25 protein-coding genes are annotated in these 26,507 nt (G+C 50.7%); 5 read left to right on the forward strand and 20 right to left on the reverse strand.

Annotated elements, in window-relative coordinates:
- Positions 1-59: 59 nt before the first annotated feature.
- The 3 genes from NYE54_RS26005 to NYE54_RS26015 form a co-directional block, all read right to left on the reverse strand.
- Complete coding sequence (locus NYE54_RS26005; protein WP_339267245.1) at positions 60-1,874, reverse strand: ATP-binding protein; 1,815 nt, start codon at positions 1,872-1,874, stop codon at positions 60-62.
- Between the two features lie 25 nt (positions 1,875-1,899).
- Positions 1,900-2,871 carry a bile acid:sodium symporter gene (locus NYE54_RS26010; protein ID WP_339267247.1) on the reverse strand — a complete coding sequence of 324 codons (972 nt, stop codon included), beginning with the start codon at positions 2,869-2,871 and terminating at the stop codon, positions 1,900-1,902.
- A 162-nt stretch (positions 2,872-3,033) separates the two neighbouring features.
- Positions 3,034-4,587, reverse strand: a complete 1,554-nt coding sequence (locus tag NYE54_RS26015; RefSeq protein ID WP_339267248.1) for a fumarate hydratase — start codon at positions 4,585-4,587, stop codon at positions 3,034-3,036.
- Positions 4,588-4,805: 218 nt separating this feature from the next.
- Here NYE54_RS26015 and NYE54_RS26020 point away from each other — a divergent pair, with 218 nt between their 5' ends.
- Complete coding sequence (locus NYE54_RS26020) at positions 4,806-5,177, forward strand: hypothetical protein (protein ID WP_076324325.1); 372 nt, start codon at positions 4,806-4,808, stop codon at positions 5,175-5,177.
- A gap of 121 nt (positions 5,178-5,298) precedes the next feature.
- Here the strand turns inward: NYE54_RS26020 and NYE54_RS26025 are convergent, their stop codons facing one another.
- The 5 genes from NYE54_RS26025 to citZ all read right to left on the reverse strand — a co-directional run bounded on the left by NYE54_RS26025 (position 5,299) and on the right by citZ (position 10,538).
- Complete coding sequence (locus NYE54_RS26025) at positions 5,299-6,165, reverse strand: SDR family oxidoreductase (RefSeq protein ID WP_339267251.1); 867 nt, start codon at positions 6,163-6,165, stop codon at positions 5,299-5,301.
- Between the two features lie 290 nt (positions 6,166-6,455).
- A complete protein-coding gene (locus tag NYE54_RS26030) occupies positions 6,456-6,881 on the reverse strand; it encodes a hypothetical protein (protein WP_076324327.1) in 426 nt (141 codons plus the stop codon).
- A gap of 152 nt (positions 6,882-7,033) precedes the next feature.
- Positions 7,034-7,975: a malate dehydrogenase gene (gene mdh / locus NYE54_RS26035; RefSeq protein ID WP_076324328.1), complete on the reverse strand. Its 942-nt coding sequence runs from the start codon at positions 7,973-7,975 to the stop codon at positions 7,034-7,036.
- A gap of 14 nt (positions 7,976-7,989) precedes the next feature.
- The gene (gene icd / locus NYE54_RS26040) at positions 7,990-9,282 is read right to left on the reverse strand and encodes an NADP-dependent isocitrate dehydrogenase (protein ID WP_339267254.1); all 1,293 of its coding nucleotides are present in this window, start codon (positions 9,280-9,282) and stop codon (positions 7,990-7,992) included.
- 143 nt (positions 9,283-9,425) lie between these two features.
- Positions 9,426-10,538, reverse strand: coding sequence for a citrate synthase (gene citZ, locus NYE54_RS26045; protein WP_076324330.1), 1,113 nt, complete (start codon positions 10,536-10,538; stop codon positions 9,426-9,428).
- A gap of 376 nt (positions 10,539-10,914) precedes the next feature.
- Here citZ and ytvI point away from each other — a divergent pair, with 376 nt between their 5' ends.
- The gene (gene ytvI, locus NYE54_RS26050) at positions 10,915-12,033 is read left to right on the forward strand and encodes a sporulation integral membrane protein YtvI (protein WP_339267256.1); all 1,119 of its coding nucleotides are present in this window, start codon (positions 10,915-10,917) and stop codon (positions 12,031-12,033) included.
- Between the two features lie 51 nt (positions 12,034-12,084).
- Here the strand turns inward: ytvI and NYE54_RS26055 are convergent, their stop codons facing one another.
- The 8 genes from NYE54_RS26055 to NYE54_RS26090 all read right to left on the reverse strand — a co-directional run bounded on the left by NYE54_RS26055 (position 12,085) and on the right by NYE54_RS26090 (position 21,320).
- Complete coding sequence (locus NYE54_RS26055; RefSeq protein WP_076324332.1) at positions 12,085-12,477, reverse strand: FxsA family protein; 393 nt, start codon at positions 12,475-12,477, stop codon at positions 12,085-12,087.
- 4 nt (positions 12,478-12,481) lie between these two features.
- Positions 12,482-12,991 carry a thioesterase family protein gene (locus NYE54_RS26060; RefSeq protein WP_339267257.1) on the reverse strand — a complete coding sequence of 170 codons (510 nt, stop codon included), beginning with the start codon at positions 12,989-12,991 and terminating at the stop codon, positions 12,482-12,484.
- A gap of 104 nt (positions 12,992-13,095) precedes the next feature.
- Complete coding sequence (pyk, locus tag NYE54_RS26065) at positions 13,096-14,523, reverse strand: pyruvate kinase (RefSeq protein WP_098748411.1); 1,428 nt, start codon at positions 14,521-14,523, stop codon at positions 13,096-13,098.
- A 111-nt stretch (positions 14,524-14,634) separates the two neighbouring features.
- Entirely contained in the window at positions 14,635-15,624 is a 990-nt protein-coding gene (locus NYE54_RS26070) for an acetyl-CoA carboxylase carboxyltransferase subunit alpha (protein ID WP_076324335.1), read from the reverse strand.
- Positions 15,624-16,517, reverse strand: a complete 894-nt coding sequence (accD, locus tag NYE54_RS26075; protein ID WP_071218063.1) for an acetyl-CoA carboxylase, carboxyltransferase subunit beta — start codon at positions 16,515-16,517, stop codon at positions 15,624-15,626. Before accD ends, NYE54_RS26070 begins: the two co-directional genes overlap by 1 nt.
- A gap of 92 nt (positions 16,518-16,609) precedes the next feature.
- Entirely contained in the window at positions 16,610-16,798 is a 189-nt protein-coding gene (locus NYE54_RS26080; protein WP_006212044.1) for a hypothetical protein, read from the reverse strand.
- Between the two features lie 156 nt (positions 16,799-16,954).
- Entirely contained in the window at positions 16,955-17,449 is a 495-nt protein-coding gene (locus NYE54_RS26085; protein WP_076324336.1) for a phosphatidylglycerophosphatase A, read from the reverse strand.
- Between the two features lie 145 nt (positions 17,450-17,594).
- Complete coding sequence (locus NYE54_RS26090; RefSeq protein ID WP_339267260.1) at positions 17,595-21,320, reverse strand: DNA polymerase III subunit alpha; 3,726 nt, start codon at positions 21,318-21,320, stop codon at positions 17,595-17,597.
- Between the two features lie 178 nt (positions 21,321-21,498).
- On the opposite strand from NYE54_RS26090, the gene NYE54_RS26095 reads away from it, so the two are divergent.
- The 3 genes from NYE54_RS26095 (at position 21,499) to NYE54_RS26105 (ending at position 22,778) form a co-directional block, all read left to right on the forward strand.
- Positions 21,499-21,825, forward strand: coding sequence for a YtrH family sporulation protein (locus tag NYE54_RS26095; protein ID WP_339267261.1), 327 nt, complete (start codon positions 21,499-21,501; stop codon positions 21,823-21,825).
- A gap of 3 nt (positions 21,826-21,828) precedes the next feature.
- The gene (locus NYE54_RS26100) at positions 21,829-22,332 is read left to right on the forward strand and encodes a hypothetical protein (protein ID WP_339267263.1); all 504 of its coding nucleotides are present in this window, start codon (positions 21,829-21,831) and stop codon (positions 22,330-22,332) included.
- Between the two features lie 134 nt (positions 22,333-22,466).
- A complete protein-coding gene (locus NYE54_RS26105; protein ID WP_339267264.1) occupies positions 22,467-22,778 on the forward strand; it encodes a YtpI family protein in 312 nt (103 codons plus the stop codon).
- Between the two features lie 83 nt (positions 22,779-22,861).
- On the opposite strand, the gene NYE54_RS26110 is transcribed toward NYE54_RS26105, so the two are convergent.
- The 4 genes from NYE54_RS26110 to NYE54_RS26125 all read right to left on the reverse strand — a co-directional run bounded on the left by NYE54_RS26110 (position 22,862) and on the right by NYE54_RS26125 (position 26,398).
- Entirely contained in the window at positions 22,862-24,196 is a 1,335-nt protein-coding gene (locus NYE54_RS26110) for a DRTGG domain-containing protein (RefSeq protein WP_076324341.1), read from the reverse strand.
- A 177-nt stretch (positions 24,197-24,373) separates the two neighbouring features.
- Positions 24,374-24,661 (reverse strand): hypothetical protein, encoded by a 288-nt coding sequence (locus tag NYE54_RS26115; RefSeq protein WP_076324342.1) that lies wholly within the window; start codon positions 24,659-24,661, stop codon positions 24,374-24,376.
- 141 nt (positions 24,662-24,802) lie between these two features.
- Complete coding sequence (locus tag NYE54_RS26120; RefSeq protein ID WP_076324343.1) at positions 24,803-25,150, reverse strand: YlbF family regulator; 348 nt, start codon at positions 25,148-25,150, stop codon at positions 24,803-24,805.
- Positions 25,151-25,231: 81 nt separating this feature from the next.
- Positions 25,232-26,398: a DUF445 family protein gene (locus tag NYE54_RS26125; protein ID WP_339267267.1), complete on the reverse strand. Its 1,167-nt coding sequence runs from the start codon at positions 26,396-26,398 to the stop codon at positions 25,232-25,234.
- Between the last annotated feature and the right edge of the window lie 109 nt (positions 26,399-26,507).

The raw sequence follows: 26,507 nt of genomic DNA on the forward strand, positions 1-26,507 counted from the left end.
CCCTTACCTTGATAATTGGACTGCTTATGCAAGTATATCAACAGAATGTTAACGGAGTGTTAACTCCCTGTCTCCTGGGTTTCCTGCAATATCGGAAGCTCAATAATGAAGGAGCTGCCGATTCCGAGCTCGCTCTCCACCTTGATGGTTCCGTGATGAAGATCCACCAGATGCTTCACGATTGATAGTCCAAGCCCCGTTCCGCCTGATCCGCGCGAACGCGCTTTATCCACCCGATAGAATCGTTCAAATATACGGGGAAGATCTTTCTTCGGAATGCCAATCCCCGAATCCTTAACGATGAATTCCACAATATCCTCGGCGTTCCCATGACTATGCTTTTCAAGAGCCGTTAATTTTACTCGTCCGCCTTCTTGCGTGTAACTGATCGCGTTCGAGAGCAGATTCATAAATATCTGGCGGAGCTTGTCCTCGTCTCCCTCCATAAACAGCTCTTCCGGAATGTCGAGCTCCAGGCTGATCCGCTTCTTCTCTGCGACCGTGCGCATCATTTCGGATATCGTATCAAAGAACGCCGACAGATGAATCGGCGAATAATCCATCTGAATCCGCTTGGATTCGATCTTGGACAGCTCTAGAATGTCACCGATCAGCCGGTTCAGCCGCTCGGACTCGTCATAAATAATCTGGAGGAAGGAACGCGATGTCTTCTCATCGGTAACCCCGCCACCAAGCAGCGTTTCGGCAAACCCTTTAACCGCAGCGAGCGGAGTCTTCAGCTCGTGAGACACGTTGGCTACAAATTCGCTCCGCATGCGTTCAAGTCTGCGGATATCACTTACATCCTGCAGGAGGAACAGCATGCCTCTATATGACTCCTGCTCTTCCTCCTGCATCATCGCAACCCCATCCAGGCGGATGATCGATTCCACCGGATAATAAATGTTGCGCTCTTCATGGAAGCCTTCCTTGCTCTCCAAGCCTTGCTCCATCAGTTTGGTCAATTCATAATGCTGCTTGAGCTCACGGTACGATTTGCCTGTTATCACTTCGGCATTAATGCCGAGCATTCGCTCGGCAGCCCGGTTCACAAGAATAATCTGACCTGCTCCGTTCACCATGACGATACCGCCTGTCATATTGTTTAGAACGCTTTGCAGCAAATCCTCATTATCCCGTATCGTCCGCAGTTGGGTCTGCAGGCTGTCGGCCATTCCGTTAATCGCTTGCGCCAATTGACCGATCTCGTCCTTACGGTGAATCTTCACCCTCGCATCATATTCAAGGCTCGATATCCGTCTGGCAACGCGCGTGATTTTCTCTAGCGGTGACGTCAATCCTTTAGCGACACGATAACTCACCAGGGCAGCAATCAGGAACAACACCAGCAGGCCAATCCCCATGACGGTCCAGCCTTGCCTGACTCCCTGGTCCACTGCTTTCAGGCTAACCGACAATCTGACGAATCCGTCAAAATTCTCTCCGGACTTGACCGGAAGAGCAACGTAGAGCATGTCCTGCTCAAGCGTATCGCTCCGGCGAATGGTACTCCCGCGGCCTTCTTTAACCGCCTGAAGCATCTCTTCGCGATAAGCGTGGTTATCCATAGTTAACGGATCACTTTCCGAATCCCCGATGACCTTGCCATCCTTCAATATAAATGTCACTCTCGACTCGGACAGCTCCTCAAGCTGTATGGATCTGTTGGTATAATACGTGATAGCATCCGCGCTGTCCGCATCCGGAAACTCCATCATCGTCTGCAGAAGCCGAATCTCCCGGACCATATTGTCCTCCAGCAGCTGAACATGGGACTGCTTGAATACCGTCACCATAGCCAGTCCTGCCGCGAGCATAGATAACCCAATTAAAGTAAGCATAATCAGAGTCAAACGATTGCGATACTGCCTCATGGTCTCTCCTCTTTCTGCCGCGTGATCATTTTGGATAACTTACCGCCCGTGTGCGTCTTCGGTGAAATAACGCATGAATGATGGTCGCCGCTGGCTGCTGGAACATAATGCCAAGCACCACCGGGATGGAAGCCTGGGGTGAGAAATACGTTGTAGCCAGCACCATCCCGAGTGATATATTACGCATTCCGGACGCGTATGTAAATGTAATTTGCATTTCCCGTGTCGGTCCCGGCATCGCATACGAGCCAAAATAACCAAGCAAATAACAGATCACAATCAACGTGAAAACAACCGGGATAACCACCAGCATCTCATCCTTCATGCCTGCTGCATGGGGAGCGATGGCAGCTGCATTCAGCATAACCACGAGCATAAAAAACACCTTCGAGATCGGCTGGGCTACGGGAGCCGACCAGTCTTTAATCCGTCCTTTGGAGCCTTCATACAGCATCACCCCGATCACAGTGGGCAATACCACCATGGTCAGCAAATCGAGAATCAGCTCAGACGCATTCCAGGTAACCAAAGCATCCCCGATAAACATATCCATCAAAGCCGGTACGACTAGTGGACTGAGTATGGTATCCAGCACGACCACCGCTAAGATGAATGGAACGCTGCCGCCGGAGCTCCCGACCCACATCACCGAGGATATCCCCAGCGGAATGATCGCGAACAGCAGCAAGCCGATCGTATAATCCGAGTGCGCACCAAACACAGCCGAGCCCAGTGCATAAGCAAGCACCGGTGCGGCCGCATGGGCAAGAAACAGCGTCAACATAACGGCAAAGGGGCGTTTTAGAACTCCTTGCAGATGACGGATCCCACAGCCAAGCGCCATAACCAGTGTAATATAACCGAATAAATAAGGAATCCAGTGAACAAAGCCCAGCAAGACATCCGAGAGCAGCCAGCCTAGCACCAGCGAGCCGGGAATCAAGAGAAAGGTGTACTTTTCAAACCAAGATGCAAAGGCTAGTCCAAAACTTCTCACCTGTTTCCTCCCATGTCTGAATTGACGTATTTGACTTTCATCATAAACCGGAGTGTGCGAAAACCGCAACGAAAATTCGAAATAAGGGCCTACCTCCCCTGCTCAACAAAAAACATCGACCGGCACATAATGGCCAATCGATGCTTCTTCAGATGCTCTGGATTAGGAGAACACCGGCTCTTTAAACATGGCCAGCTTCTCTGCCGAATCCTTGCTCACATCGGCATGCAGGCTATTTCCGTGTGAATCCATCGTGACGATAGCGGCAAAGCCATCAACCTCCAAATGCCACATCGCTTCCGGAATGCCAAACTCCATGAAATCCACGCCGTTTACTTTTTTAATGCATCTTGCGTAATACTGAGCGGCCCCGCCGATTGCATTCAAATACACGCCGCCATGCTCCTGCAGGGCTTGCAGCGTCTTCGAACCCATGCCGCCTTTTCCGATGACCGCGCGAATGCCGAATTTTTTCAAAATATCGCGCTGGTACGGCTCCTCGCGAATGCTGGTTGTTGGGCCTGCAGCCTTGACATGCCATCCCTCTTCATCCTGCATCATAACCGGACCGCAGTGATAAATCACGGATCCGTTCAGATCGATAGGAGCATCGTGATCCATCAGGTATTTATGAAGCGCATCCCGTCCGGTATGCATCTCGCCTCGGATAACCACCACGTCCCCAACGCGCAAAGAACGAATTTGCTCCTCGCTGATCGGGGTCTGCAGCACCACTTCGCGGCCCTTGGAATCACTTGGACCGGCGTCTTCGGCTTGGGACACAGCCGTTTCGGAATTTGCGTTCATCTGCACCTCGCTGCCCGCTTCATACAGCCAGTCCGTGATCTCCCCGGTTTCCGGCTCAATCAATACGCCCTGACGGCGGAATGCCCAGCAGTTATAAGCAACCGATACAAAAAAACTTGCCGGCAAACGGTTCATCGCACCGATCTTGCAGCCGAGCAGCGTGACTTCTCCGCCAAAACCCATTGTCCCGATCCCCAGCTTATTTGCATTTTCCAATATGTAATCTTCGAGCTTCGCCAAATCTTCATTCGGGTTCACATCTTCCACATGACGGAACAGCTGATGCTTCGCAAGCTCATAACCGGTCGTCCGGTCGCCTCCGATGCCTACGCCGATAAATCCAGCGCTGCAGCCCTGACCTTGTGCTTGATACACGGCATGCATGATGCATTTGCGGATCCCGTCCAGATCACGACCCGCTTTCCCCAATCCTTCAAGGTCTGCAGGAAGACTGTACTGGATATTTTTGTTCTCGCAGCCGCCCCCTTTCAGGATGAGACGGACGTCCACCTTATCCTGCTCCCATTGCTCGAAATGGATGACGGGCGTGCCAGGACCGAGATTATCCCCGCTGTTAGCGCCAGTCAACGAATCCACCGAGTTTGGACGCAGCTTGCCATCCTTCGTCGCGCGAATCACTGCGGAGTAAATCGCCTTCTTCATCTCGATTTGGTTCGCACCCACCGGTGTATGCACGATGAATGTTGGCATGCCGGTATCCTGGCAGATCGGCGATACTTCCTGCTCGGCCATCTCAATATTTTGAGCGATTGTTGCCAGCGCCAGCCCCGCTCGCGTTGCCGCATCCTCAGACGCTCGCCCGCGGTTGACTGCTCTTCGCACATCTCCGGGCAAATTCGTGGAGGTTTCTACAATCAATCGATACATGCTTTCTTCAAATAATTTCATAACGTTGGTAAACTCCTCTCTTTCATAACCCAGTCATGATAGCAAAAAAAGAATCATTATAAACTGCCAATATTGTTATCATATCATATCATTTCGCACATGAAAGGGTTTACTTCAAAAAATGAAAGAGTAGAGAAAATGTGTTGATACACCCGTTTGATCGACCATACCAATCTATGAATTTCACATATATTGGTTAAGGAAAGGAGGTGATAGTTATGACGAAAGCCTCAATCTCCCAAGTTGTCTTTCCAAGACTTGCCCTGTTTAGAAACGAGTTTTACAGAGGACGCCGATTTGTGGTACGTGGAAATGTAGGTATCCGCAATCTCGAGAGAACTTTCGGTGACATTGAAAGCTTGAGATTCTTCTCCACCAACCCCAATGCAACCCTGGTCCTGTTCTCGGAAACGAATTTCAGGGGCAGATTCAGAGTATTCCGCGGCAACACCAACATCGCCGATCTTGATGATATTATTCGTGGCGAAGAGCCGGAATCCATTATCAGCTCCAACCGTCGTTTGACGCTGGCTCAAATCCGGGCGATCCGCGATACCGGTACACTTCCAAACGGTTTTAGAACCATCTGATTCTCCGTAATCTCTCCTAATTCACCTATGATAAAATAGCGGACATCCGGGCTGGAGCCCCGGATGTCCGCTCTATTTTATTCATTGAGTATGTCTTCACAACGTAAGTGAAACAAACACCTTAACCGTTAATCACTTCGCCGCCATTCACGTGAATGACTTGACCGCTCACGTAGGAGGAGTCCGTCGAGGCCAGATATACATAGGCAGGAGCTAGCTCTTCCGGTTGACCCGGACGTTTCATCGGCTGGGTCGCCCCAAACTCGGCTACCTGATCCGGTGGGAACGTCGAAGGAATCAGCGGCGTCCAGATCGGTCCCGGCGCAACGGCGTTCACCCGGATCCCTTGCCCGACTACGTTCATCGATAACGAGCGCGTAAAGGCAACGATGGCCCCCTTGGTTGATGCGTAATCCAGCAGCTGCGGACTTCCCCGGTAAGCCGTAATGGAGGTTGTATTAATAATCGAGCTTCCTTTCGACAGATGCGGCATTGCCGCCTGCGTCAGATAGAACATACCGAAAATATTCGTACGGAACGTCCGCTCCAATTGTTCTTTGGTAATATCCTCAATCTTCTTCTGCGGATGCTGTTCGGCTGCATTGTTAACGAGAATATCGAGCTTTCCGAGCTTCTCCACGGTTTCGGTAACCGCATTTCGGCAAAACGCATCGTCGCCGACGTCACCGGCGATCAGCAAGCATTTACGGCCTTCCTGCTCCACCTGACGCTTGGTCTCTTCCGCATCCTTATGCTCATTCAGGTACACAATAGATACGTCCGCGCCTTCCTTGGCATAGTGGACCGCTACCGCACGGCCAATACCGCTGTCACCTCCGGTAATCAGCGCAACCTTTCCCTTCAACTTACCGGCTGCTTTGTAAGCACTGCTCTCAAACTCCGGCTTCGGACTCATCTCCGATTCCGTTCCGGGTCTGTGATCCTGATGCTGGGGCGGCAAGGTTTGTTTCTGTTGATCTTGTGGCATATGAACATTTCTCCTTTCGGGTCAGTATCTCAAACTACCACTCATAGGATGCGTACGACACGCCTCTTTATACTCATAAAAAGCCCTTCGCTATAGTTTTTACCCAGATTGAACGGGATCAAACGTAAGTAAAGCCCTTCTCTCCCCATAAATTCCTCCCACAAAGTGGGGCATTGCTCCGAAGTCTATTCAGATCCTTTGCGGGGGACGCCGGTAATTTATATGAATGCAATAATATCAAAAAAAGCCGCCCGATAAACGGACGGCTTCTCTTTCGTATGTAGCTGTTCTTAGATGATATGGTTGAATACCATGAAGAAGATCATAACCAGGAGCAGCAAGGAGAGGAGTGCGCTAAGCGTACCCAACTTGCTTGTTTCTTCCTTCACTTCACGCTTCTCGCGGATTCCTGCAAGCGCATTCTTCAATGGCTTGCTCATGATGCCTCCAATAGCAAACATCGCCAGCAGCAATACCGTTACAATGATCATCCAAGGAACCGAATACTCGCCTTGGGACATCATGTATCCGCCAGTCAACAACTGAATAACCAAGCCATACTGAGCAAACCGGTTCGCTACACGAATCGTATTAACGGCTCCTTCTTGTGCGCCGAGGGACAGCTTCTGAATACCGCCAACAACAAACGGCAGAATCAAGTAAAATCCTAGCGCCGCCGTACCGACCATATGCAGAAAAAATGTTACGTTCCACATAAACAATTCCTCCAAAGTCGTTAGTGTGATTTTTGTTACATCAAGTTCATCGTCTCTTATTATACTGGAGAGATCCTTCAAAGAAAAGCAATCCCGCCCCGAATCACGGGACGGGATTGCATTATTAGACGATTTTGTGAATCCTGATTCAATTACAGGGTCACGACCGCGGTTACATTACGTACGGATTCCGCAGACTTATCGAGAGCAGCTTTCTCTTCGGCCGTCAGCTCAAGCTCGAAAATTCGCTCGATGCCGTCTCCGCCGAGAATTGCCGGTACGCCCATGAACAGATTGTCATAGCCATACTCGCCTTCCAGCAGAGCAATAATCGGAATGATCCGTTTCTTGTCCTTCAGAATCGCTTCCGTCATTTGTACCAGGGACGCAGCCGGCGCATAGTATGCACTACCGTTACCCAGCAGGTTCACAATTTCGCCGCCGCCAACCCGGGTACGCTGCACAATGGCTTCAATGCGCTCAGCCGGAATCAGCGTGTCGATCGGAATGCCGCCAACACTGGAGTAGCGAACGAGCGGAACCATGTCATCACCATGGCCGCCAAGTACGAATCCGCGGACATCCTCAACCGATACGTTCAACTCTTGCGCGATGAAAGTGCAATAGCGAGCCGTATCCAGTACGCCAGATTGGCCGATGACGCGGTTCTTGGGAAATCCGAGCGTGTTATATGCCACGTAAGTCATGGCATCGACCGGGTTGCTCAAGATGATCACCGTGGCGTTCGGTGCGTGACTCTTCACGTTCTCACATACGGATTTCACGATCCCTGCATTGGTATTAACGAGATCATCGCGGCTCATGCCCGGCTTGCGGGCTACACCTGCTGTAATGATTACGATATCGGAATTAGCTGCATCCTCATAGTTGGATGTACCAACTATGTTGCTGTCAAATCCTTGAACGGGACTTGCTTCGAGCATATCCAGCGCTTTACCTTTCGTTGGGTTCTCGAGCTGCGGGATATCCAGCAGCACCACGTCACCCAATTCTTTTTGAGCAAGCATCAGGGCGGTAGTCGCACCTGTAAAGCCAGCACCTACTACCGTAATCTTTTTACGAGTAATTGCCACGATGAATCTCCTCCTTACAGGTTTTTAATGATTTCGTCTGCGAACTGGGAGCATTTCACTTCGGTAGCGCCTTCCATCAGACGGGCAAAGTCATACGTCACAGTTTTGTTGTTGATCGATGTTTCCATCCCTTTGTAGATCAGGTCAGCGGCTTCCTGCCATCCGAGGTGCTCAAGCAGCATTACGCCGGAGAGGATAACGGAACCAGGATTTACTACGTCTTTGTCTGCATATTTCGGAGCTGTACCATGAGTCGCTTCGAAAATCGCATGTCCAGTTACATAGTTGATGTTAGCCCCTGGAGCGATACCGATACCGCCAACTTGTGCAGCCAGCGCGTCAGACAGATAGTCACCGTTCAGGTTCAATGTCGCAATGACATCAAAGTCGGTTGGACGAGTCAGAACTTGCTGCAGCGCGATGTCAGCAATCGCATCTTTAACGATGATTTTGCCAGCATCTTCAGCTGCTTTTTGAGCAGCATTAGCTGCATCTACGCCGTCTTTATCCTTGATGATATCGTATTGAGCCCAAGTGAACACTTTATCGCCGAATTCAGCTTCAGCCACTTCGTAACCCCAGTTTTTGAAGGCGCCTTCTGTAAATTTCATGATGTTGCCTTTGTGAACCAATGTCACCGATTTGCGGCCATGCTTGATTGCGTATTCAACCGCTGCACGTACAAGACGCTTGGAACCTTCGGAGGATACAGGCTTGATGCCGATACCGGACGTTTCCGGGAAGCGGATTTTGTTGGCTCCCATCTCGTCTTGAAGGAACTTGATCACTTTCTTCACTTCTTCGGAGCCTTCTTTATACTCAATACCTGCGTAGATGTCTTCCGTGTTCTCACGGAAAATAACCATGTCAACCAGCTCAGGGCGTTTTACCGGAGATGGTACGCCGTCGAAGTAACGAACAGGACGCAGGCAAGTGTACAGGTCCAGCTCTTGACGAAGGGCAACGTTCAGGGAACGGATACCGCCGCCGATAGGCGTTGTAAGAGGCCCTTTAATCGCAACGATATACTCGCGAATCGCTTCAAGCGTATCGTTCGGGAGCCATTCACCGTATGTATTGTATGCCTTCTCACCGGCAAATACTTCATACCAGGCAATTTTCTTGGAACCGTTGTATGCTTTTTCTACTGCTGCATCAAGGACGCGTTTGGAAGCTTTCCAAATGTCACGGCCAGTACCGTCACCTTCAATAAAAGGAATGACAGGGTTGTTAGGCACCTGCAGAGTTCCGTTATCAATCGTAATTTTCTCGCCTTCAGTTGGTAGTGCGAATTTTTCCAATTTCATGAGTATGAGTTCCTCCTTTGAATATGGTTCTTGTCTCTAACTATTCCAAAAATTCCACCAGAATAGGCACAGAGAAACCCGCCACCCGCGATTCACTCACGTTTGAGCGGTTCTCTAGCCTATTGTACATGATTGCCAGCCACTTAGCGAAGTTCTATCGGCACATATTTTTGGTCGGTCATACCTGTATACTCTGCACGCGGGCGGATAATACGGTTGCCTTCATACTGCTCAAGGATGTGCGCAGTCCATCCGGATACACGGCTGATGGCAAAAATCGGCGTGAACAATTCCTGCTCGATGCCGAGCTGCGTGTAGACCGATGCGGAATAGAAATCAACGTTCGGCTTCAGCCCTTTTTGGTTGGTAACCGTTTCGTCGATCAGTACCGACATGTCGTACAGCGTAGTGTCGCCTTTCATTTCACCAAGCTCACGCGACATTTTTTGCAGATGCTTCGCGCGCGGGTCGCCGTTTTTGTAAACGCGGTGTCCAAAGCCCATAATTTTTTCACGGTTGTCCAGCTTCTCCTGAATGTAAGCCTGAGCCCGATCAATCGAACCGACTTCGTTCAGCATCTTCATGACGGCTTCATTCGCACCGCCGTGCAGAGGACCTTTCAGCGCACCAATGGCGGAAGTTACGCCGGAATATATGTCGGACAGCGTGGCTACGGTTACACGGGCAGCAAACGTGGATGCGTTAAGCTCGTGATCCGCATGCAATACCAGTGCCTGGTCCAGAGCCTTGATCGAAGTCTGATCAGGATCTTCGCCTCTGAGCATATACAAGAAATTCTCCGAGATGGAGACGCCGGCTTTCGGAGCGACCGGCTCTTTACCCTGACGAACACGGGCGATGGCAGCGATGATCGTCGGAAGCTGAGCTTGAAGTTTAACCGCTTTCTTTTCGTTCGCTTCACGGCTCATATCGTCGCCTTCGGCGTCATACAGAGCAAGCGCGGATACAGCCGAGCGAAGCGCAGCCATCGTATTGGTATCCTTCGGATACAATTTGATCTGCTGGATAAGCTCATCCGGAATGGCAGCATAGTCGCTCAAATCTTGTTGAAGGGCCTTAAGCTCTTCGGCATTCGGAAGTTTTCCGAACCAGAGCAGATAGGCTACCTCTTCAAAACTTGCATGTTCTGCGAGATCGTCAATATCATATCCACGATAAGTCAGAACGCCATCGACGATCGAACTAATCGCGGAGGTGGTAGCTACAATGCCTTCCAAACCCTTGGTAGCTGTCATGCAACATCTCTCCTTTATGATCGGGATAAACTGAACTATTTTGACATTCATGAAAACATTTTCATGAAGTCGGATAAAAAAGAAAAACGCGAAAAAATTGCTATGGTCCTAGTCATAAACCTTCTCATATCATACTGGATTTTGTCTGATATGTGAACATGAGCAGCGACATTCGCCGCATCAAATTGTTTTATCGACACCATAAACATTTTTTTGAAATCACTTACAATTCCATTATACCTGTGATAATTCTCATTGTCGAATCATGAAGACAAGCGTTTTCCAACTCTTTATCCTTATATTGAAACTCCTTGCATAGGTATAGAGAATGAGCGACTCTGCTCGTCCTTGAAGTGCTGCAAAGGAGTGTGATTGTTTGGAACGATTGATGCTCAAGCGTTTTGGCCGGGGAGTGTGGGTGCTGTCTTCCATCTTCGTGATTGCCTATTTAATATATGTACTGCTGCCGCTGCTTTATCCCTTCCTTCTGGCCTGGATCATCGCCTATGCCATGAATCCTTGCGTCCACCTGCTTCAGCGGAGTTTGAAGCTGCCGCGGTGGCTCGCCGTCACGTTGTCCCTGCTGCTGTATTTCGGAGCGGCTCTACTGATTCTTACTGCGGCTGTTACCAGACTGGTCAAGGAACTGATTATTCTGTCACAGTCCTTCAATCTCCATATTGATACCTGGATGGAATGGCTGACGGCCTGGATGCAGAATGATAGCTTCCAGAATATCATCAATGAGATTAGCCGGTTCTATCAGAACAACCCGAATTATCACGATACCATCAATCAAAATATTACCCGCACGACACAAACGATTGGCACGGCCGTGACCGATTTAGTTACCAGTATTTTCAACGGAATTTTGCAAATTATTTATTATTTGCCGAACTTAGGCACGATTCTGATTGTTGTTTTACTGTCAACATTCTTTCTCAGCAACAGCTGGGAGCGCCATAATCGCGCGCTTATCCGCATCCTACCGGGCGTCATTCTCAAACCCATGATCTATATCTTCTCGGATCTGAAAAAAGCATTGTTCGGATTCGCGAGGGCCCAATTGATCCTCATCTCCATCACGGCCCTTATCGTCATGCTCACGCTTTATGCGCTCGGGGTCGATTCCGCCTTCTCCATCGGACTTCTGATCGGCTTGGTGGATCTTCTCCCATACCTCGGCGTTGGCATCGTCCTGATCCCCTGGTCGCTGTATGCCTTTATGTCGGGCGACCTGACGCTCGGCATCGGACTGACCGTCCTGTACAGCATCATCCTGATCGTCAGGCAGATCATGGAGCCCAAGGTGCTCGCCAGCAGTGTGGGACTGGACCCGCTCGCCGCCCTGCTGGGCATGTTTGTCGGGCTCAAGCTGTTTGGCATTCTGGGATTGATTGTAGGTCCTGTGTCGCTTGTCATCCTGGATGCATTCCACCGGGCCCATGTATTCAAGGACCTAAGGAATTATATTATCGGAGGCAGGTTCAGATAGTAAATAGACCGGCCCACGAAGGGGCCGGTCTTATGGGTGATCCTGTTTGTTTTATCTGCGAAAGATCGTAATCTTGCCGTTTTTCATATTTTTCTTCATCCATTTCAACAGCAGAATCCGATACAGCGGGCGGGTCAACGGAAATATCAGCGTAAATCCGATAATGTCAGTTACAAAGCCCGGCAGAATAAGTAGTACTCCACCTGCAAATATACATAGGCCATCAGCCATGGAAGCACCCGGAACCATGCCTGAGTTCATTCTCTGCTTGGCATCTTCCATCGCTTTGCGACCTTCGAACCTCATCATGGCCACGCCAACCGCAGAGGTCAGCAGTGTCAATAACAAGGTATTCATGCCACCCACGCGATCCGCAACAATCTGGAAGCCGAATATTTCAATAGCAGGCACGAAGATAATCGCTGCCAGCAACCATTTGAACATGAAGCTACTCCTTCCTCCCCCAAAGGGTGTCCCTCAATGCATCATACAGCTTTGGGGAGCATTTATCCAGTCGGGCCGGCTTCCACTCTCGATTCAGCCATACATGTCGGGTCGCACCTGCCGTTAACAAGGCACCGGGCAGCCCGGATTCGGGAGACAAATCCATCGTCCCCAAATCTGCCTGCTCCTGTTCGCTCAGCAAACGGACCTCATATTCATAGTGTATTCGAAGTGGGGAGAAAGCAGTCATTCTGGTAAATACCGTTAAGAGATCATCATACCGCGCAGGCTGGCGGTACTTGATATCAAGTTCAACCACCGGGAGCAGGACGCCTTCTTCTTCCATTCCACGATACGTAAATCCCATTTCACGGATCATTTGGGTGCGCCCGATCTCGAACCAGTTTAAATAGTTAGCATGGTATACGACACCCATTTGATCGCTTTCCTGATAACGCACCCGAAATGACGTCCAGAACCAGCGGCTTAGTGTCGGCACGGATGGCTTAGGCATCAACATCCCCCCCTTATCTATGCAAAAAGCAATGGTCGACAGAATCATCGTCCATTGCTCATATGCTGCTATATTCAGAATCCAACGGATTCTTGACTGTTGTATTACTTCTGTTGTGGAATTTGATCCACTTTCAGCAGGTTGGTCGAACCGGAACGGCCCAGCGGCACGCCTGCTGTAATCACAACAAGATCGCCTTCTTTAACGAGTCCGGACTTCACGCCGCCTTGCAGCGCGTAATCAAACATCTCGTCCGTAGAAGAAGCCTGTTCGCCTTTAACCGGCGTTACACCCCAAGTCAGTGCCAAACGTCTCATCGTTCTGTCTTGAGTCGTGACAGCGACGATAGGAGCCTCTGGACGGTATTTGGATACCATACGAGCCGTTTGACCAGATTCCGTGGACGATATGATTGCTTTGGCATTCAGGTCGAGTGCCGAGATCGCAACGGATTGGCTGATTGCTTCGGTAACGCTGGTATCTTGAGCAATACGCTGTTTCAAGAACATTTCACGATAGTTCAGTGCGGATTCCGCTTTCTCTGCGATACGGGACATGGTCAAAACGGATTCTACAGGATATTTACCAGCAGCCGTTTCGCCGGACAGCATGATGGCATCGGTACCGTCAAAAATCGCATTGGCAACGTCACTTGCTTCCGCACGGGTAGGACGTGGGTTGCGCTGCATGGAATCCAGCATTTGCGTAGCCGTAATGACCGGTTTGCCAGCCAGGTTACATTTTTCGATCATGCGTTTTTGCACCAATGGAACTTCCTCAGCCGGAATCTCAACACCGAGGTCGCCGCGGGCTACCATCAAGCCATCGGATACTTCGAGGATTTCATCCAGGTTGTCAACGCCCTGCTGGTTCTCGATTTTGGAGATGATTTGGATGTGCTCGCCATTATGCTTCTTCAGCAATTCGCGAATTTCAAGCACGTCACTTGCTTTACGAACGAAGGAAGCAGCAACAAAATCGATGCCCTGTTCGATCCCGAAAACGATATCGTTGGCGTCTTTTTCCGTAATCCCTGGGAGCGAAATCGCGACTCCCGGTACGTTTACACCTTTTTTGCTCTTAATGGTTCCGCCATTGACGATGCGGCATCTGATTTCGGAGCCTTGAATCTCCACCACGGTCAGACCGATCAAACCGTCATCGATCAAGATCGTGGATCCCACTTGAACATCTTGCGGCAACTCTTTATAAGTAATGGACAAACGATTCTTATCACCAAGGATTTCCTCGGTAGTAAGGGTGATATATTCATCTTGTACAAGCTCAATCGGTTCCACTTCAAGTTTACCTGTACGGATTTCCGGTCCTTTGGTGTCAAGCAGGATCGCTACCGTTTTGTTCAACTCTTCACAAGCTTGGCGGATGTTCTTGATCCGGTTGCCATGCTCCTCGAAGTCGCCGTGAGAGAAGTTCAGACGAGCCACGTTCATGCCGGCCATAATGAGCTTCTTGGTGTTTTCCAACGATTCACTGGAAGGACCGATGGTACATACAATTTTTGTTTTGCGCATTTGGGTTTCCTCCGTTTATTAAAGGGTTCTCTATATCTCTTTTTCCAACAACTAAATCTACTACAAAAAGTCTAATTTGTATAGGAACTTTGTCATATCGTCACATACTCATCAGATTTTCACAGAATCGTCTTCCTGTTCCGCCTTCGCAAAATCGAATTCGCCAATCTTGCGGAACTTGCGGTACCGGTCTTCCTTCAGCTCGCAGGCATCCATGACGGATAGCTCTTTCAGCTGGCTGATCAGTGCGCTTTGAATGGCGGCGGCCGTCTCTTCATAGTCGCGGTGCGCACCGCCCTTAGGCTCCGGTATAATTTCCTCAATTACTTCCATTTCAAGCAGGTCCTTAGCGGTGATCTTCATGGCTTCCGCAGCCTGGTCCGCTTTGGATGCATCCTTCCACAGAATGGATGCGGCGCCGTTCGGTGAAATGGCGGAATAAATGGCATGCTCAAGCATCAACACACGATTGCCTACAGCCATTGCAAGAGCACCGCCGCTCCCACCTTCGCCGATGACCACAACAACAATAGGCACCCCAAGGGACGACATTTCCCGTAGATTACGGGCAATCGCCTCGGACTGACCTCTTTCTTCTGCTGTATTACCCGGATATGCGCCTTTTGTATCAATAAATGTGATAATGGGACGCTTGAACTTGTTCGCCTGCTGCATAAGTCGCAGAGCTTTACGGAAGCCTTCCGGATGCGGACTTCCGAAGAAACGCGCGATATTATCCTTCGTATCCTTACCGCGCTGCTGACCGACCACCGTGACGGGAACACCGTCCAGTTTGGCCAAGCCGCCGACAATGGCAAGATCGTCCCCGTAGAGACGATCTCCATGCAGCTCAATAAAATCCGTAAAGATCAACTGGATCAAATCAAGCGAAGTCGGTCGCTGCTGATGACGGGCCAGATGCATTTTCTGGGAAGGCGAAATCGAAGAATAAATTTCTTCCTCCAAACGACTATATCGTTCTTCCAGGCGGGCGATTTCATCCGTGAAATCGATCCCTTTTTCCTGTCCGAATTGTTTCAGTTCATCAATCTTCTTGCGCATTTCGGCAAGTGGCATTTCAAAAGGCAATTCGCCTGACATCAGAATCCCCCTTTCACGGTATGCATCTCCAGCAGCTTACCAAGCATGGAGCGCATATCTTTCCGATGAATAACCATGTCAAGCTGACCATGAGCCAAGTTGAACTCCGCTGTCTGGAAGTCATCCGGCAGCTTCTGGCGAATGGTCTGTTCAATAACGATACGGCCCGCAAAACCGAATACGGCTCCCGGCTCGGCAATATTGATATCGCCAAGCGTCGCAAAGCTGGCGGATACACCGCCGGTCGTCGGATCCGTTATCACTGAAATATAAAGCCCGCCGAGTTCGTTAAACCTGGACAGGGCTGCGCTTGTTTTGGCCATCTGCATCAAACTGAGAATACTCTCCTGCATCCGGGCACCGCCGGAAGTGGAGAAAATAATGAGTGGTAAACGCTTGTCCGTCGCAAACTCGATCGCTCGGGTGATTTTTTCCCCGACGACGGAGCCCATGCTTCCCGTGAAGAAATCAAAACTCATCACAGCCACCACAACAGGCTGGCCGAGAATCGAGCCTTGACCGGTAATAACCGCATCATGAAGACCGGATTTCATCTTCTGCTGCTCCAGCTTGGCCGCATATCCCGGAAACTTGAGCGGATCCACCGAGATCATATCTGCGTCAAACTCTTCAAAGCCTGTCTCATCCAGCGTCATGGCAATCCGTTCTACCGCATTCAGGCGCATATGATGTCCGCATTCCTGACACACCTTCAGATTCTTCTCAAGCTCTTTGCTGTATTGAATGGTGCCGCACTTAGCACACTTATTCATCAGACCTTCCGGAATTTCCCGTTTCGGGCGTTCGCCTTCCTGAGGCTGCCCTGCTGTCCCAAGTCGTTCCGATGGGATCGTTGCGTATTTCCTTTTTTTCTGAAATAAGTCTTTAAACACAACTACACCTCTCCAGCCGTAAATTTGAATGGCCGCCGCAATAGCACATCGCCGATCCGTACGCTAAGCTTCGCTATGTAACCCAGATGAAACTAGGGGTGCAATATCGAATTCAACACTTCCTGTACTTCCTCAAGCTCTCCGGAGGGTACCAAAATCTCAAACTGCTGTTTGGAAAGATTCACAGGACGGCTTTGAACCAAAAAACCTTCTTCCGTTAGCCTGGTCTTGATCATTTCCGCCACCTTTGCAGTTGGCGCAATATAGATTACCGTCCACATGCCTTTCAGATCCCCCTAATCTCGTCCCACAGGCATATCCTGAGCCGATATAATGGATAATGATAACATACTTCAGTTTTTACCTCAACAAAGAGAGCAGGGGGGCTGAAAGCCAAATCTTACCCTTATGCAGCGATTCGACACCGCTCGCGCAAATCAGTCAGAACCTGCGGTATAATGGGCCGCATCGGGATTGTTATGGGCGATGCGTGAGGAAGCGGCAGCGGCGATGCCTGCAACGAGATCATCCAGAAACACATGTATCCCGTCCGACTTTTCATTTAATATCTCAATCACACCTATTTTTTCTTTGTCCAGGTAACCGAAACTGGTCAATCCGATCATGCCATATATGCTCGTGACACCAAGCGCCATGGTCTCATCCACTCCGTAGAGCGGTTCGTCTTGCTCCATAATCGATTGCAGCGGCTCCGGCAGCAGTTTCTTCTCCGCCAGCTCATCCAGCGCAATGCCCGTATACAGCGTATACTGAACTTCGCGCTTGCCGAGAACGGCCCGGACGCTTTCTTCACACTGCTCGATGGTTAACTTCGGATGATAACGCTGCTGCAGCTTCAACACAATATCCGCGATGGAGCTTACGCTGACTCCTCTGCGGCTGAGCATGCTTTCTGCCAAGTCCATTGACATCACAAATCCCCCCCGCGTCTTTGGCCGCGCTCTTTCAATCCGGTTCTATCATGAAGAGCCTTCTTCATGCGAATACTCGGCCAACATTACCTGTAGTGTCCTAATTGTATGCGGGAGGGATGGGAAACGTTCTTAAATTTTCATGTCACTTCACTTTAACGGTGTCCTTGCCCAGCATGCTCTCCATTTCGGCAAAAAGCTCTGTCGAAGGCTTAATCCGATAGGCATCGCTAAGCGCAAGCACCTTCTGGCTTCGCTCATAAAACAGCACCGTTGGCACATGCCCCGGATGCTGCTGCAGGAGCTCTTTCAGCTTCACCAGCAGCTCCGATTGCTCCGCATCGGCCGTTATTTTCACAAACACGCGCTGCTCAGCCTTATGATTCGATACTCCGGTACGAGATTCCTTCTCGGACGATAAGCTGCTGCCCGATGCTTCATTTCGGATTGAGGTCGAATCATCGCCACTCCGGGCGGCAAGCGGCTCCGGAGGCGGGACGGCCGAGGGATTACCGGCCGAAACCGGCGGCATGCCGACTGCGCCCGATTTTACGCCCCGACCGTTATTCTCTCCGCCGGATCTTCCTCTTCCGCCTGCTGTTCCCCGAACCTTGCTCCGGTGAACCAGTTGGCTCAAGGTTTGCGCCTCAAGCGGAGCGATTTCTTCGGCCAGCAGCTTGAAGCCTTCGTCCTGCAGTTGGACCTTTGCCCGGATCGCGAGCAGTGCGCCTTTTTCAATCAGATGCGCGCTTCGCTTCCACACTTCGGGAAAGAGAACGACCTCGCAGCGCTCGATTTGGTCCTCGCACTCCATGAAGGCCATCGCCTTCCCCTGTTTCGTCGTAATGGTCTTTAGTGTAACCACCATCCCGGCAACCGTAGCCATCGATTCATCTTCCGCTTCATGCAGATCCATTAACCGATCAGCTCCGGATTCCGTCAGCGTATCTTCGAATCCGTCTAGTGGATGACCGGACAAATACATGCCCAGCAGCTCACGTTCGAATTCGAGCTGCTGACTTGCGGTATACGGGGGGATGTCCGGATATTCAATGTCCCAATTCGTCGTTTCCACGAAGTCGAAGAGCTGAATCTGGAGATCATCCCGCTCCTTTCTCCACTTCACGGCCGCTTCGACCGTTTCGTCCAGCATAGCAACCAGTTGGGAGCGGTGACCCTGCAAGGAATCGAAAGCCCCCGCCTGGACAAGCGACTCGATCACGCGCTTGTTGCATACGCGGAGGTCCACCCGGCGGCAAAAATCAAGCAGGCTTTCAAACGGCTTTTCACGCCTGATCTCGACGATATTCTCCACCGCTTGCGTGCCAACATTCTTAATCGCGGCAAGCCCGAATCGGATTCCGCCTCCGGCAGGACAGCCTTCATCATCGCCGCCCTCGGCAGCAGGACCGCTCATGACCGGCGTGAAATACGTTCCGCTTTCGTTGACATCCGGCGGCATGACCTCGATGTCGAGCCGCCGTGCCTCCAGCACGTATTCGGCTACCTTCCGGTGACTGCCCATAACCGCAGTCAGCATGGAAGCCATGAACGGAACCGGATAGTGCGCCTTAAGATAAGCCGTCTGGAAGGCCAGCACGCCATAAGCGGCAGCATGCGCACGGGGAAATCCGTAATTCGCGAACCGGACGATCATATCGTACACACGGTTGGCCTCATCCTCGCTATAGCCGAGCTTGAGACTGCCCGACACGAAATGGCTCCGCTCCCGGTCCAGCACTTCGCGCTTCTTCTTCGAAACCGCTCTTCGCAGCAAATCGGCTTCCCCGAGCGAGAAGCCGGCCATCGTCGAAGCGATCTGCATGATCTGCTCCTGATAGACGATAATGCCGTAAGTATCGCCTAATATCGGGATCAGGTCCGAATGGGGATACTCCGGCTCAATCCGGCCGTGCTTGGCTTGAATGAACTTCGGAATAAACTCCATGGGACCCGGGCGGTACAAGGCATTGACAGATACGATATCCTCAAATGCCGAAGGTTTCAGATCCTTCAACACCCGCCGAATGCCCGCGGATTCGAGCTGAAATACGCCCGTGGTATCGCCGCGCCCCAGCATCTCATACGTCAGATGATCGTCATCTTGCACTTGTTCGAAATCGAGTGTTCTGCCGGTCAATTCTTGAATCCATCGCAGCGTACGCTCAATGATGGACAACGTCCGCAGACCCAAAAAGTCCATCTTGAGCAGCCCCACGCTCTCCAGATTCTCCATGGAATACTGTGTCAGCGCCGTCTTCTCGCTGCCTTCCTGCAGCGGCACCGCATCCGTCAGCGGATCGCGGGAAATGACAATGCCCGCCGCATGCGTCGAAGCATGACGAGGCATGCCCTCGACCTTCATCGCCATATCGATCAGCTCGCGCACCTTCGGCTTCGTCTCGTACTGCTCCTTTAGCTGTGGGCTTTGCTCCATCGCTCCTGCGATGCTGATGCCCAGGTGGTTAGGGATCAGCTTGGCCGCCTTGTCCACATCCCCGAACGGCACATTCAGCGCACGTCCGACATCACGGACGGCCGCCCTTGCCGCCATCGTACCGAACGTGATGATCTGAGCGACATGTTCTTTCCCGTATTTATCCACCACATAATCAATGACCTCTTCCCGGCGCTCGTCACTGAAGTCGATATCAATATCCGGCATCGTAATCCGTTCCGGGTTCAGGAAGCGTTCAAACAACAATTTATATTTCATCGGATCAACATTTGTAATGTGAAGCGTGTAAGCTACCAAGCTCCCCGCCGATGAACCCCTGCCCGGTCCAACCGCGATGCCTTGCCTGTGGGCATAGGCGATAAAATCCCATACGATCAGGAAATAATCGCTGAAGCCCATGCTCTCAATGACACCGAGCTCATAGTTCAGTCGCTGCTCCAGCTCGCTGCGCAGCGCTTCATCCTGCCACCGCTCCGTATTCTCATAACGTCCTTTCAGCCCGTTCAAACAGAGATCCCGCAAGTATTCTGCTGCATTTTTCCCTTCAGGAAGAGAGCTGTATTCCGGCAAAATGGACTTGCCGAACTCCAGCTCCAGGTTACATTGGTCCGCAATCTTAGCCGTATTCAATATAGCTTCAGGCACATGGGGGTACAGACGCTCCATTTCGCTGCCGCTCTTCAAATAGAGCTGGTTCGTCTGGATTTGCAGCCTGTCTTCATCTTCCACCGTTTTGCCCGTGCCGATACAAATTAGGACGTCCTGAACTTCGGCATCGCTCTCAGCCAGATAATGCACATCATTGGTAGCGACCAGCGGAATACCCGTCTCGCGGCTCAGCTGAATCAGCTGGGGATTCACGCGCTTCTGCTCCGGAATTCCGTGATCCTGCAGCTCCAAGTAGTAGTCTTCTCCAAAAATCGCCTGGTAACGAAGCGAAGCGGCTTTTGCTTCCGCCTCACGTCCATGAAGCAGATGCTGGGGAACCTCGCCGCCCAAGCAAGCGCTGAGACATATGATGCCTTCATGATGGGCGGCGAGCGCCTCCATATCGATTCGGGGTCTGTAATGGTGCCCCTCCAGATGCCCGATCGAGCACAGCTTCATCAAATTGCGATAGCCGGTCTCATTCTTGGCAAGCAGAATCAAATGATAGATCGGCTGATCCTTGCGGCTTCCCCGCTCCTTGCGGGAGCCTGCCGTGATATAGGCCTCGCAGCCGATAATCGGTTTGATGCCTTGCGCCATACAAGCTTTATAGAACGGAATGGCACCATACATCACGCCATGATCCGTAAGCGCCAGCGATTTCATTCCAAGCGCCGCCGCTTCCCGCACCAGGTCACCGATACGTGCCGCTCCATCGAGCAAACTGTATTCACTATGCACGTGCAAATGCACGAAAGAGCTCATCGTAACGCCTTCCTTTCGCCGGTACATGTATATTTAAAATCAATCCAAAGATATCTTTAAAAGTCTTTATACCATTTTATCATAATCCCGCTAGGCCCGCCCATAGAATGAAACTAGGGAGTACGTGGACAGGCGGTTGCCGTGACATCCACCAAGAGAAGAGAGGAGACATGAGGGCATGAGCGTTTTTTTATCAAAAGCGATCCTGGACTTTTTTATAGCCTTCGGCATCGTGCTGGGGGGAGCCATGGTGGGAGGTGTGGGCGCCGTGCTGTCCCTGCAGCCCCCCACCAACACCATGATGGAGGTCGCAGACCGAATTAAGATCTGGGCGCTTGCGGCTGCCATCGGAGGCACCATCGATCCGATGCGGGTCATTGAGAGCAATATGCTTGGTGGTAATTTATCCCCTGTGATCAAACAAATTCTATATCTCGGCTTTGCATTTCTTGGAGCACATATGGGCAGCGAGCTGGTCAAATGGGTGTGCTCCAGCCGGAGTTAATCGATGCGCGTACCTCCAACCCACCGCTTCCGCCCCTTCTATCAGGTCGCATCCATCTTCGTGCTGGGGATGGTTGTCGGCAGCATCGTCTACAACTCGGTCTATCATGCAGCCTACAATAAACTATGGGAAACGAATCAAGGCCAGCAGATCAAAATTGCACAATATGAAGAAGACATCGATTCGTTAAAAAAATACAATAAACAATCCACGGTCATCAAAGAAATCAAGATCCGGAGCGAGCAAAACGACAGGGCGCCGCTGGATCCCGTGATCATCAAAGAACTCATCAGGCTTATGGGCGATGATCTGGCAGCCCTTCGGGGCCGTAATGTGTTTGATATCGACGCGGACAGCAAGCTGACGCGCTCACTCCTTAGCGACAAAATATATACGGTTCGCGAAAAGGATTACAAGGTCCAAATCAAGACCATGCTTGTGATGGAAGGTGTACTTCAAATCTGGGTTAGCTTTGATCATGTGGATGCAAAGTCAACGGTATCATGATACAATACCGATATTGTACATGATCGAATCTACACGCTTTTAGAGGTTGTTCAATAAGTCAGCCTGACTTATTGAACACGCACTTTTAGCTATATCGTAAGCATGTTACTGAATATAAAGGAGCCTTCCATTCCATGATCACAGTCATCCACTATATCCTATACATTATCCTCGTTCTGTCCGTGATCGCTGCCGCGCTGTACAGCATTCGCGCACGACGAGCAGCGGATCCCGCAGACCGCGGAATCTATATGTCCATGATGAACCTCTATATGGGCATTATGCTGGTTTCCCTTTCGCTAGTCTGCATGTTTCTGTTCAGCGGCTCCACGCCGGCTGTCATTGTTGAAGCCGTATTCTTGGTGCTTGGCGCATTTAATATATTTTCCGGCATAAGAAGCCGCACCTATTACAGCAGACTGAAGGATTCGCGGACGGCCAGCTAAATTAAATTAAACGGAACAAGGGCATCCCGGAAGGTCTATTATAAGACCTGCAGGATGCCCCTTTATTTTGTCCGGAATTTACGTCAGCCATGATCGATCGCCTGCATCGTCATGACCGCTTTGGCAATCAGGTTCGTCTGATGCTGAATCTCAATCTCCATCTTACAGGTACGGCGGCTGATCTCCAGCAGTTTCGGCATAATGACGATCGGGTCCTCGATCTGCACGGGCCGGATGAAATACGTTGACAGATGGTCCAGCACATGATCCCAGCCGCTGATATCCTTGGCCGCTTTAACCGCCGCTTGGCTCATTACGGTCGTAAGCACTCCTTGTGAAATCGTTCCAAGTTCTGAAGCCATTTGGGGCGTGATAAAACCGTGAAAGAACAAACGCCCTTCCTCATCCCGATCCTCTGCAATCCCATTCCAGATCAGCTGATCAAACGTTTCGCCGAGCTGAGGCTGATTTCGCGCATCCCGCAGTGCCCCTAACACTTCTTTACGAGTGACCGTTGCAAGCAGCTTGCGGTTCCGATCCACAATCGGCAGAAAATCGATCCCTTCCCACATCATAATCTGCGCCGCTGATGCAAGCGAAGTTTTCATGCTTGCCGTCACCGGGTTACGGGTCATCGCTTTCTCGATCGGCTGGGTGTCGGCGAGCCCTTCCACATCCCGGACACCAACAATGCCGATGACCCGGTTCCATTCGTCGGTTACCGGATAACGGATTTCCCCGGTCGCTTGTGAAATCCGTTTGAATTCCTCAACGGTGACGGAGTTTTTCAACTGATGATTCTTCGGCTTATCATGAGCGATATCCTCCACCAGCATAATTTTCTTCTTGATTAAACGGTCAAAAATGGCGCGGTTAATCATGGAGGCGACGGTAAACGTGTCATGACGGGACGATATAATGGGCAGATGCAGTTGGTCTGCCAACTGCTTCACTTCCCGGCTGGTTCCGAAACCGCCCGTAATCAATACGCCCGCTCCCTGCTCAAGTGCCAGGAAATGGGCATCTTCACGGTTACCGACAATCATGAGGCTTCCGGCATCGATATATCGGATCATCGCCTCTACCTTCATAGCGCCAATCACGTATTTATGCAGGCTTTTATTAAGCCCCTCCGCACCGCCAAGCACATGCCCTTCCACTATTTCAACAACATCGGCAAACATAAGCTGCTCGGATATGTTCCGCGGCTTCCGTTCCACACGAACCGTGCCGATCCGCTCCTTCGTGACCACAATGCCCAGGCTTTCCGCTTCCTTCACCGCCCGATAAGCGGTGCCCTCGCTGACGCCCATCTCTTTAGCTAACCGTCGTACCGATATTTTGCTTCCAACCTTCAAACTTTCAATATGCTGAACCAACTGCTCGTGTTTAGTAATCGTATCATCTCGAACGTCCAACTGTTACACCCCCAGAACACTATCTGTACCATACTGTATCTATTATATCACGTCCTATGACACTCCCATACCCGTCAGATACAAAAAAACCTCCCATAAAGGATAACGGATGGGCGATCCAACCGTATCCCTTATGGGAGGTTTTTGTTCATCACAACGCTCGCTATGATCCAACTCTTAATTAGCTTCCTGGCTCTTCTGTTCCTCAGGCCATTTCAATTCCCATTGACGCAATTTCTCCTTGCGGATCTCATCGAGCGCTTTCTGTTTCGCTTCATCTACACCGATGAGGTAATAGAGATGCGAACCGATCACGAGCAGGGCAAATCCTGCCCAGACTGCACCGAACAGCGAAACCCACGAGAACCCGCCAGAAAAGGAAATGCTGGGAAGGGCGTATATCAACATGCCGAGTGCAACCAATAAATAAGCGGTGTGTTTAAACTTGTTCTTCTTTTTTTTCATTGTAAACGCAGCTCCTCTACTCTCTGAAATCTATATTTCTACTCTATGAGGAGCTTGCGCAATTTATGAGACAAGTTTTTAAAAATTGTTCAAATTCGATCCGAAATTAACGGCCCGCATCATGGTTACAAATAGATTGCTTTAAGGTTGAGCTGGTCCGTACAGATGCTGGAGGCTATCCGATATAATCTTGTTCACGTCTTCGATGATGACACTCAATCGCCGCTCCGCGTCAAACAAACGACGAATGTTCAGGTTCAAGCTAAGCACCTCAAACTGCTTCTCCATCTTCTCCATTTCGTCCTGAGCCGGCATATCGCCGGACATCATACGCTGTTGAAGCTCCATCTGGCGCTGACGGAAATCATCCAGCATGCGTCTGCTCTCCGGATCTGCATCCACGAGTTTCATAGCAGAGGTGATCTCCTCTACCTCCTTGCTTTCCCTCATCGCTTTTGCCAAATCATGTGCCTTGTCATAAATGTTCATTTTTAATTCCTCCAATATATTCGGCCAAAATGCCATTTTTTCAATTCGCCTTTCGCCTTTCGCCTTACTCCATCAAACATCTCATCTCCACAGCACAATCAGCATGGATTGGAACAATCCGATCACTCCACCCAGCAGAACTCCAAGCCAGGTGATAGCCCTGAATTCACGGCCGGATACACTTAGAATGATCTCTTCCAGCCGCTCAATTGGAAACTTCTCCACCTGCTCCTGAACGAGCTGCGGCAAGTTAACAGCCTTCATGGCAGCCGGGATGCTTCGCTCAAGGAAACCCAGTCCCTTATCGAGCAGTCCAGGCAAGGCTGCCCCAATAGCCGGCATTCGCGGTCCGATCACTTCGCTAACACGAAGAAGCTCGATCCGCTCAATCCACTTGGACCAAGGAAGCTTATCATCCAAAGTTCGGGTGATCCAAGCTAAGCCCGGCTCATCCGCGACATGTTCGATGAGATTCCCAAGCGGCATATCACCGTAATACGACAGCTTTCCTGAGATGATATCCGTGATGGTCTTGCGGACTTTCTCTCCCTCCAGCTGCTGAATCAGCATGGGCGTCAGCTTCTGGACCAGCTTATCCTCATCCACAAAGATCGAAGCCATGGTCCCGAGAAATCCGCCTGCCTTATCGATGAGCGATGAAGCCACCTCCGATAGCATAAGCTGTCCCTTGGCAGACAGCAGCGTGTTCTTCAGCTCCTTCAGCACCATATCGGCGGCAGCCCCGCTCCAGCCCTGGATCGTTTCCTCCGACCAGCCGGGAACAAGCTCCTTCAGCGGCTTTGCCTCCAGCCCGTAGCCATGCCATACTGCTGCGGCACCCCGGGCCGTAAGCTGGCGGGCTGATTGTTCAGCACGGACCTTCAATTGCTCCCACTGTTCCGAACTCCATACCTTTAGCGCCAAGTCTCGGAAGCTCAGCTCCGACTGGCTCCATTCCTCCAGCTTTCGATAGAGGCTGTCCTCTATCTTACCCCGAAACACCGGCTTACGAATAAGCTCCTGCAAGCCCTCGCTTGTTACCAGGTAATCCGAGACCACGTGTCCGAGCGACTCGGCTATTTCGTCTTTACGCTTGGGGATGAGCCCTGGTGTAAAGGGTATGCGGCGACCCAGGATGATTTTTTCTTCAAGAGGATGAAACAGCATTTTTATCGCAAAATGGTTCGTTATGCCGCCAACAAAAGCAGCAACGCACACGTTCACCAAAATAAACAGCCAGTTCTGCATTTTAAGCACTCCTTTTTCCCGAGCAGTACAATCACCAAGGGATATATGTCCTCATATGATGCATTACATGCAATGATCAGATGAAGTCTTTGTCTGTTCACTTAAGTAT

Source organism: Paenibacillus sp. FSL K6-1330 (genome assembly GCF_037976825.1).
Taxonomy (GTDB): domain Bacteria; phylum Bacillota; class Bacilli; order Paenibacillales; family Paenibacillaceae; genus Paenibacillus_AQ.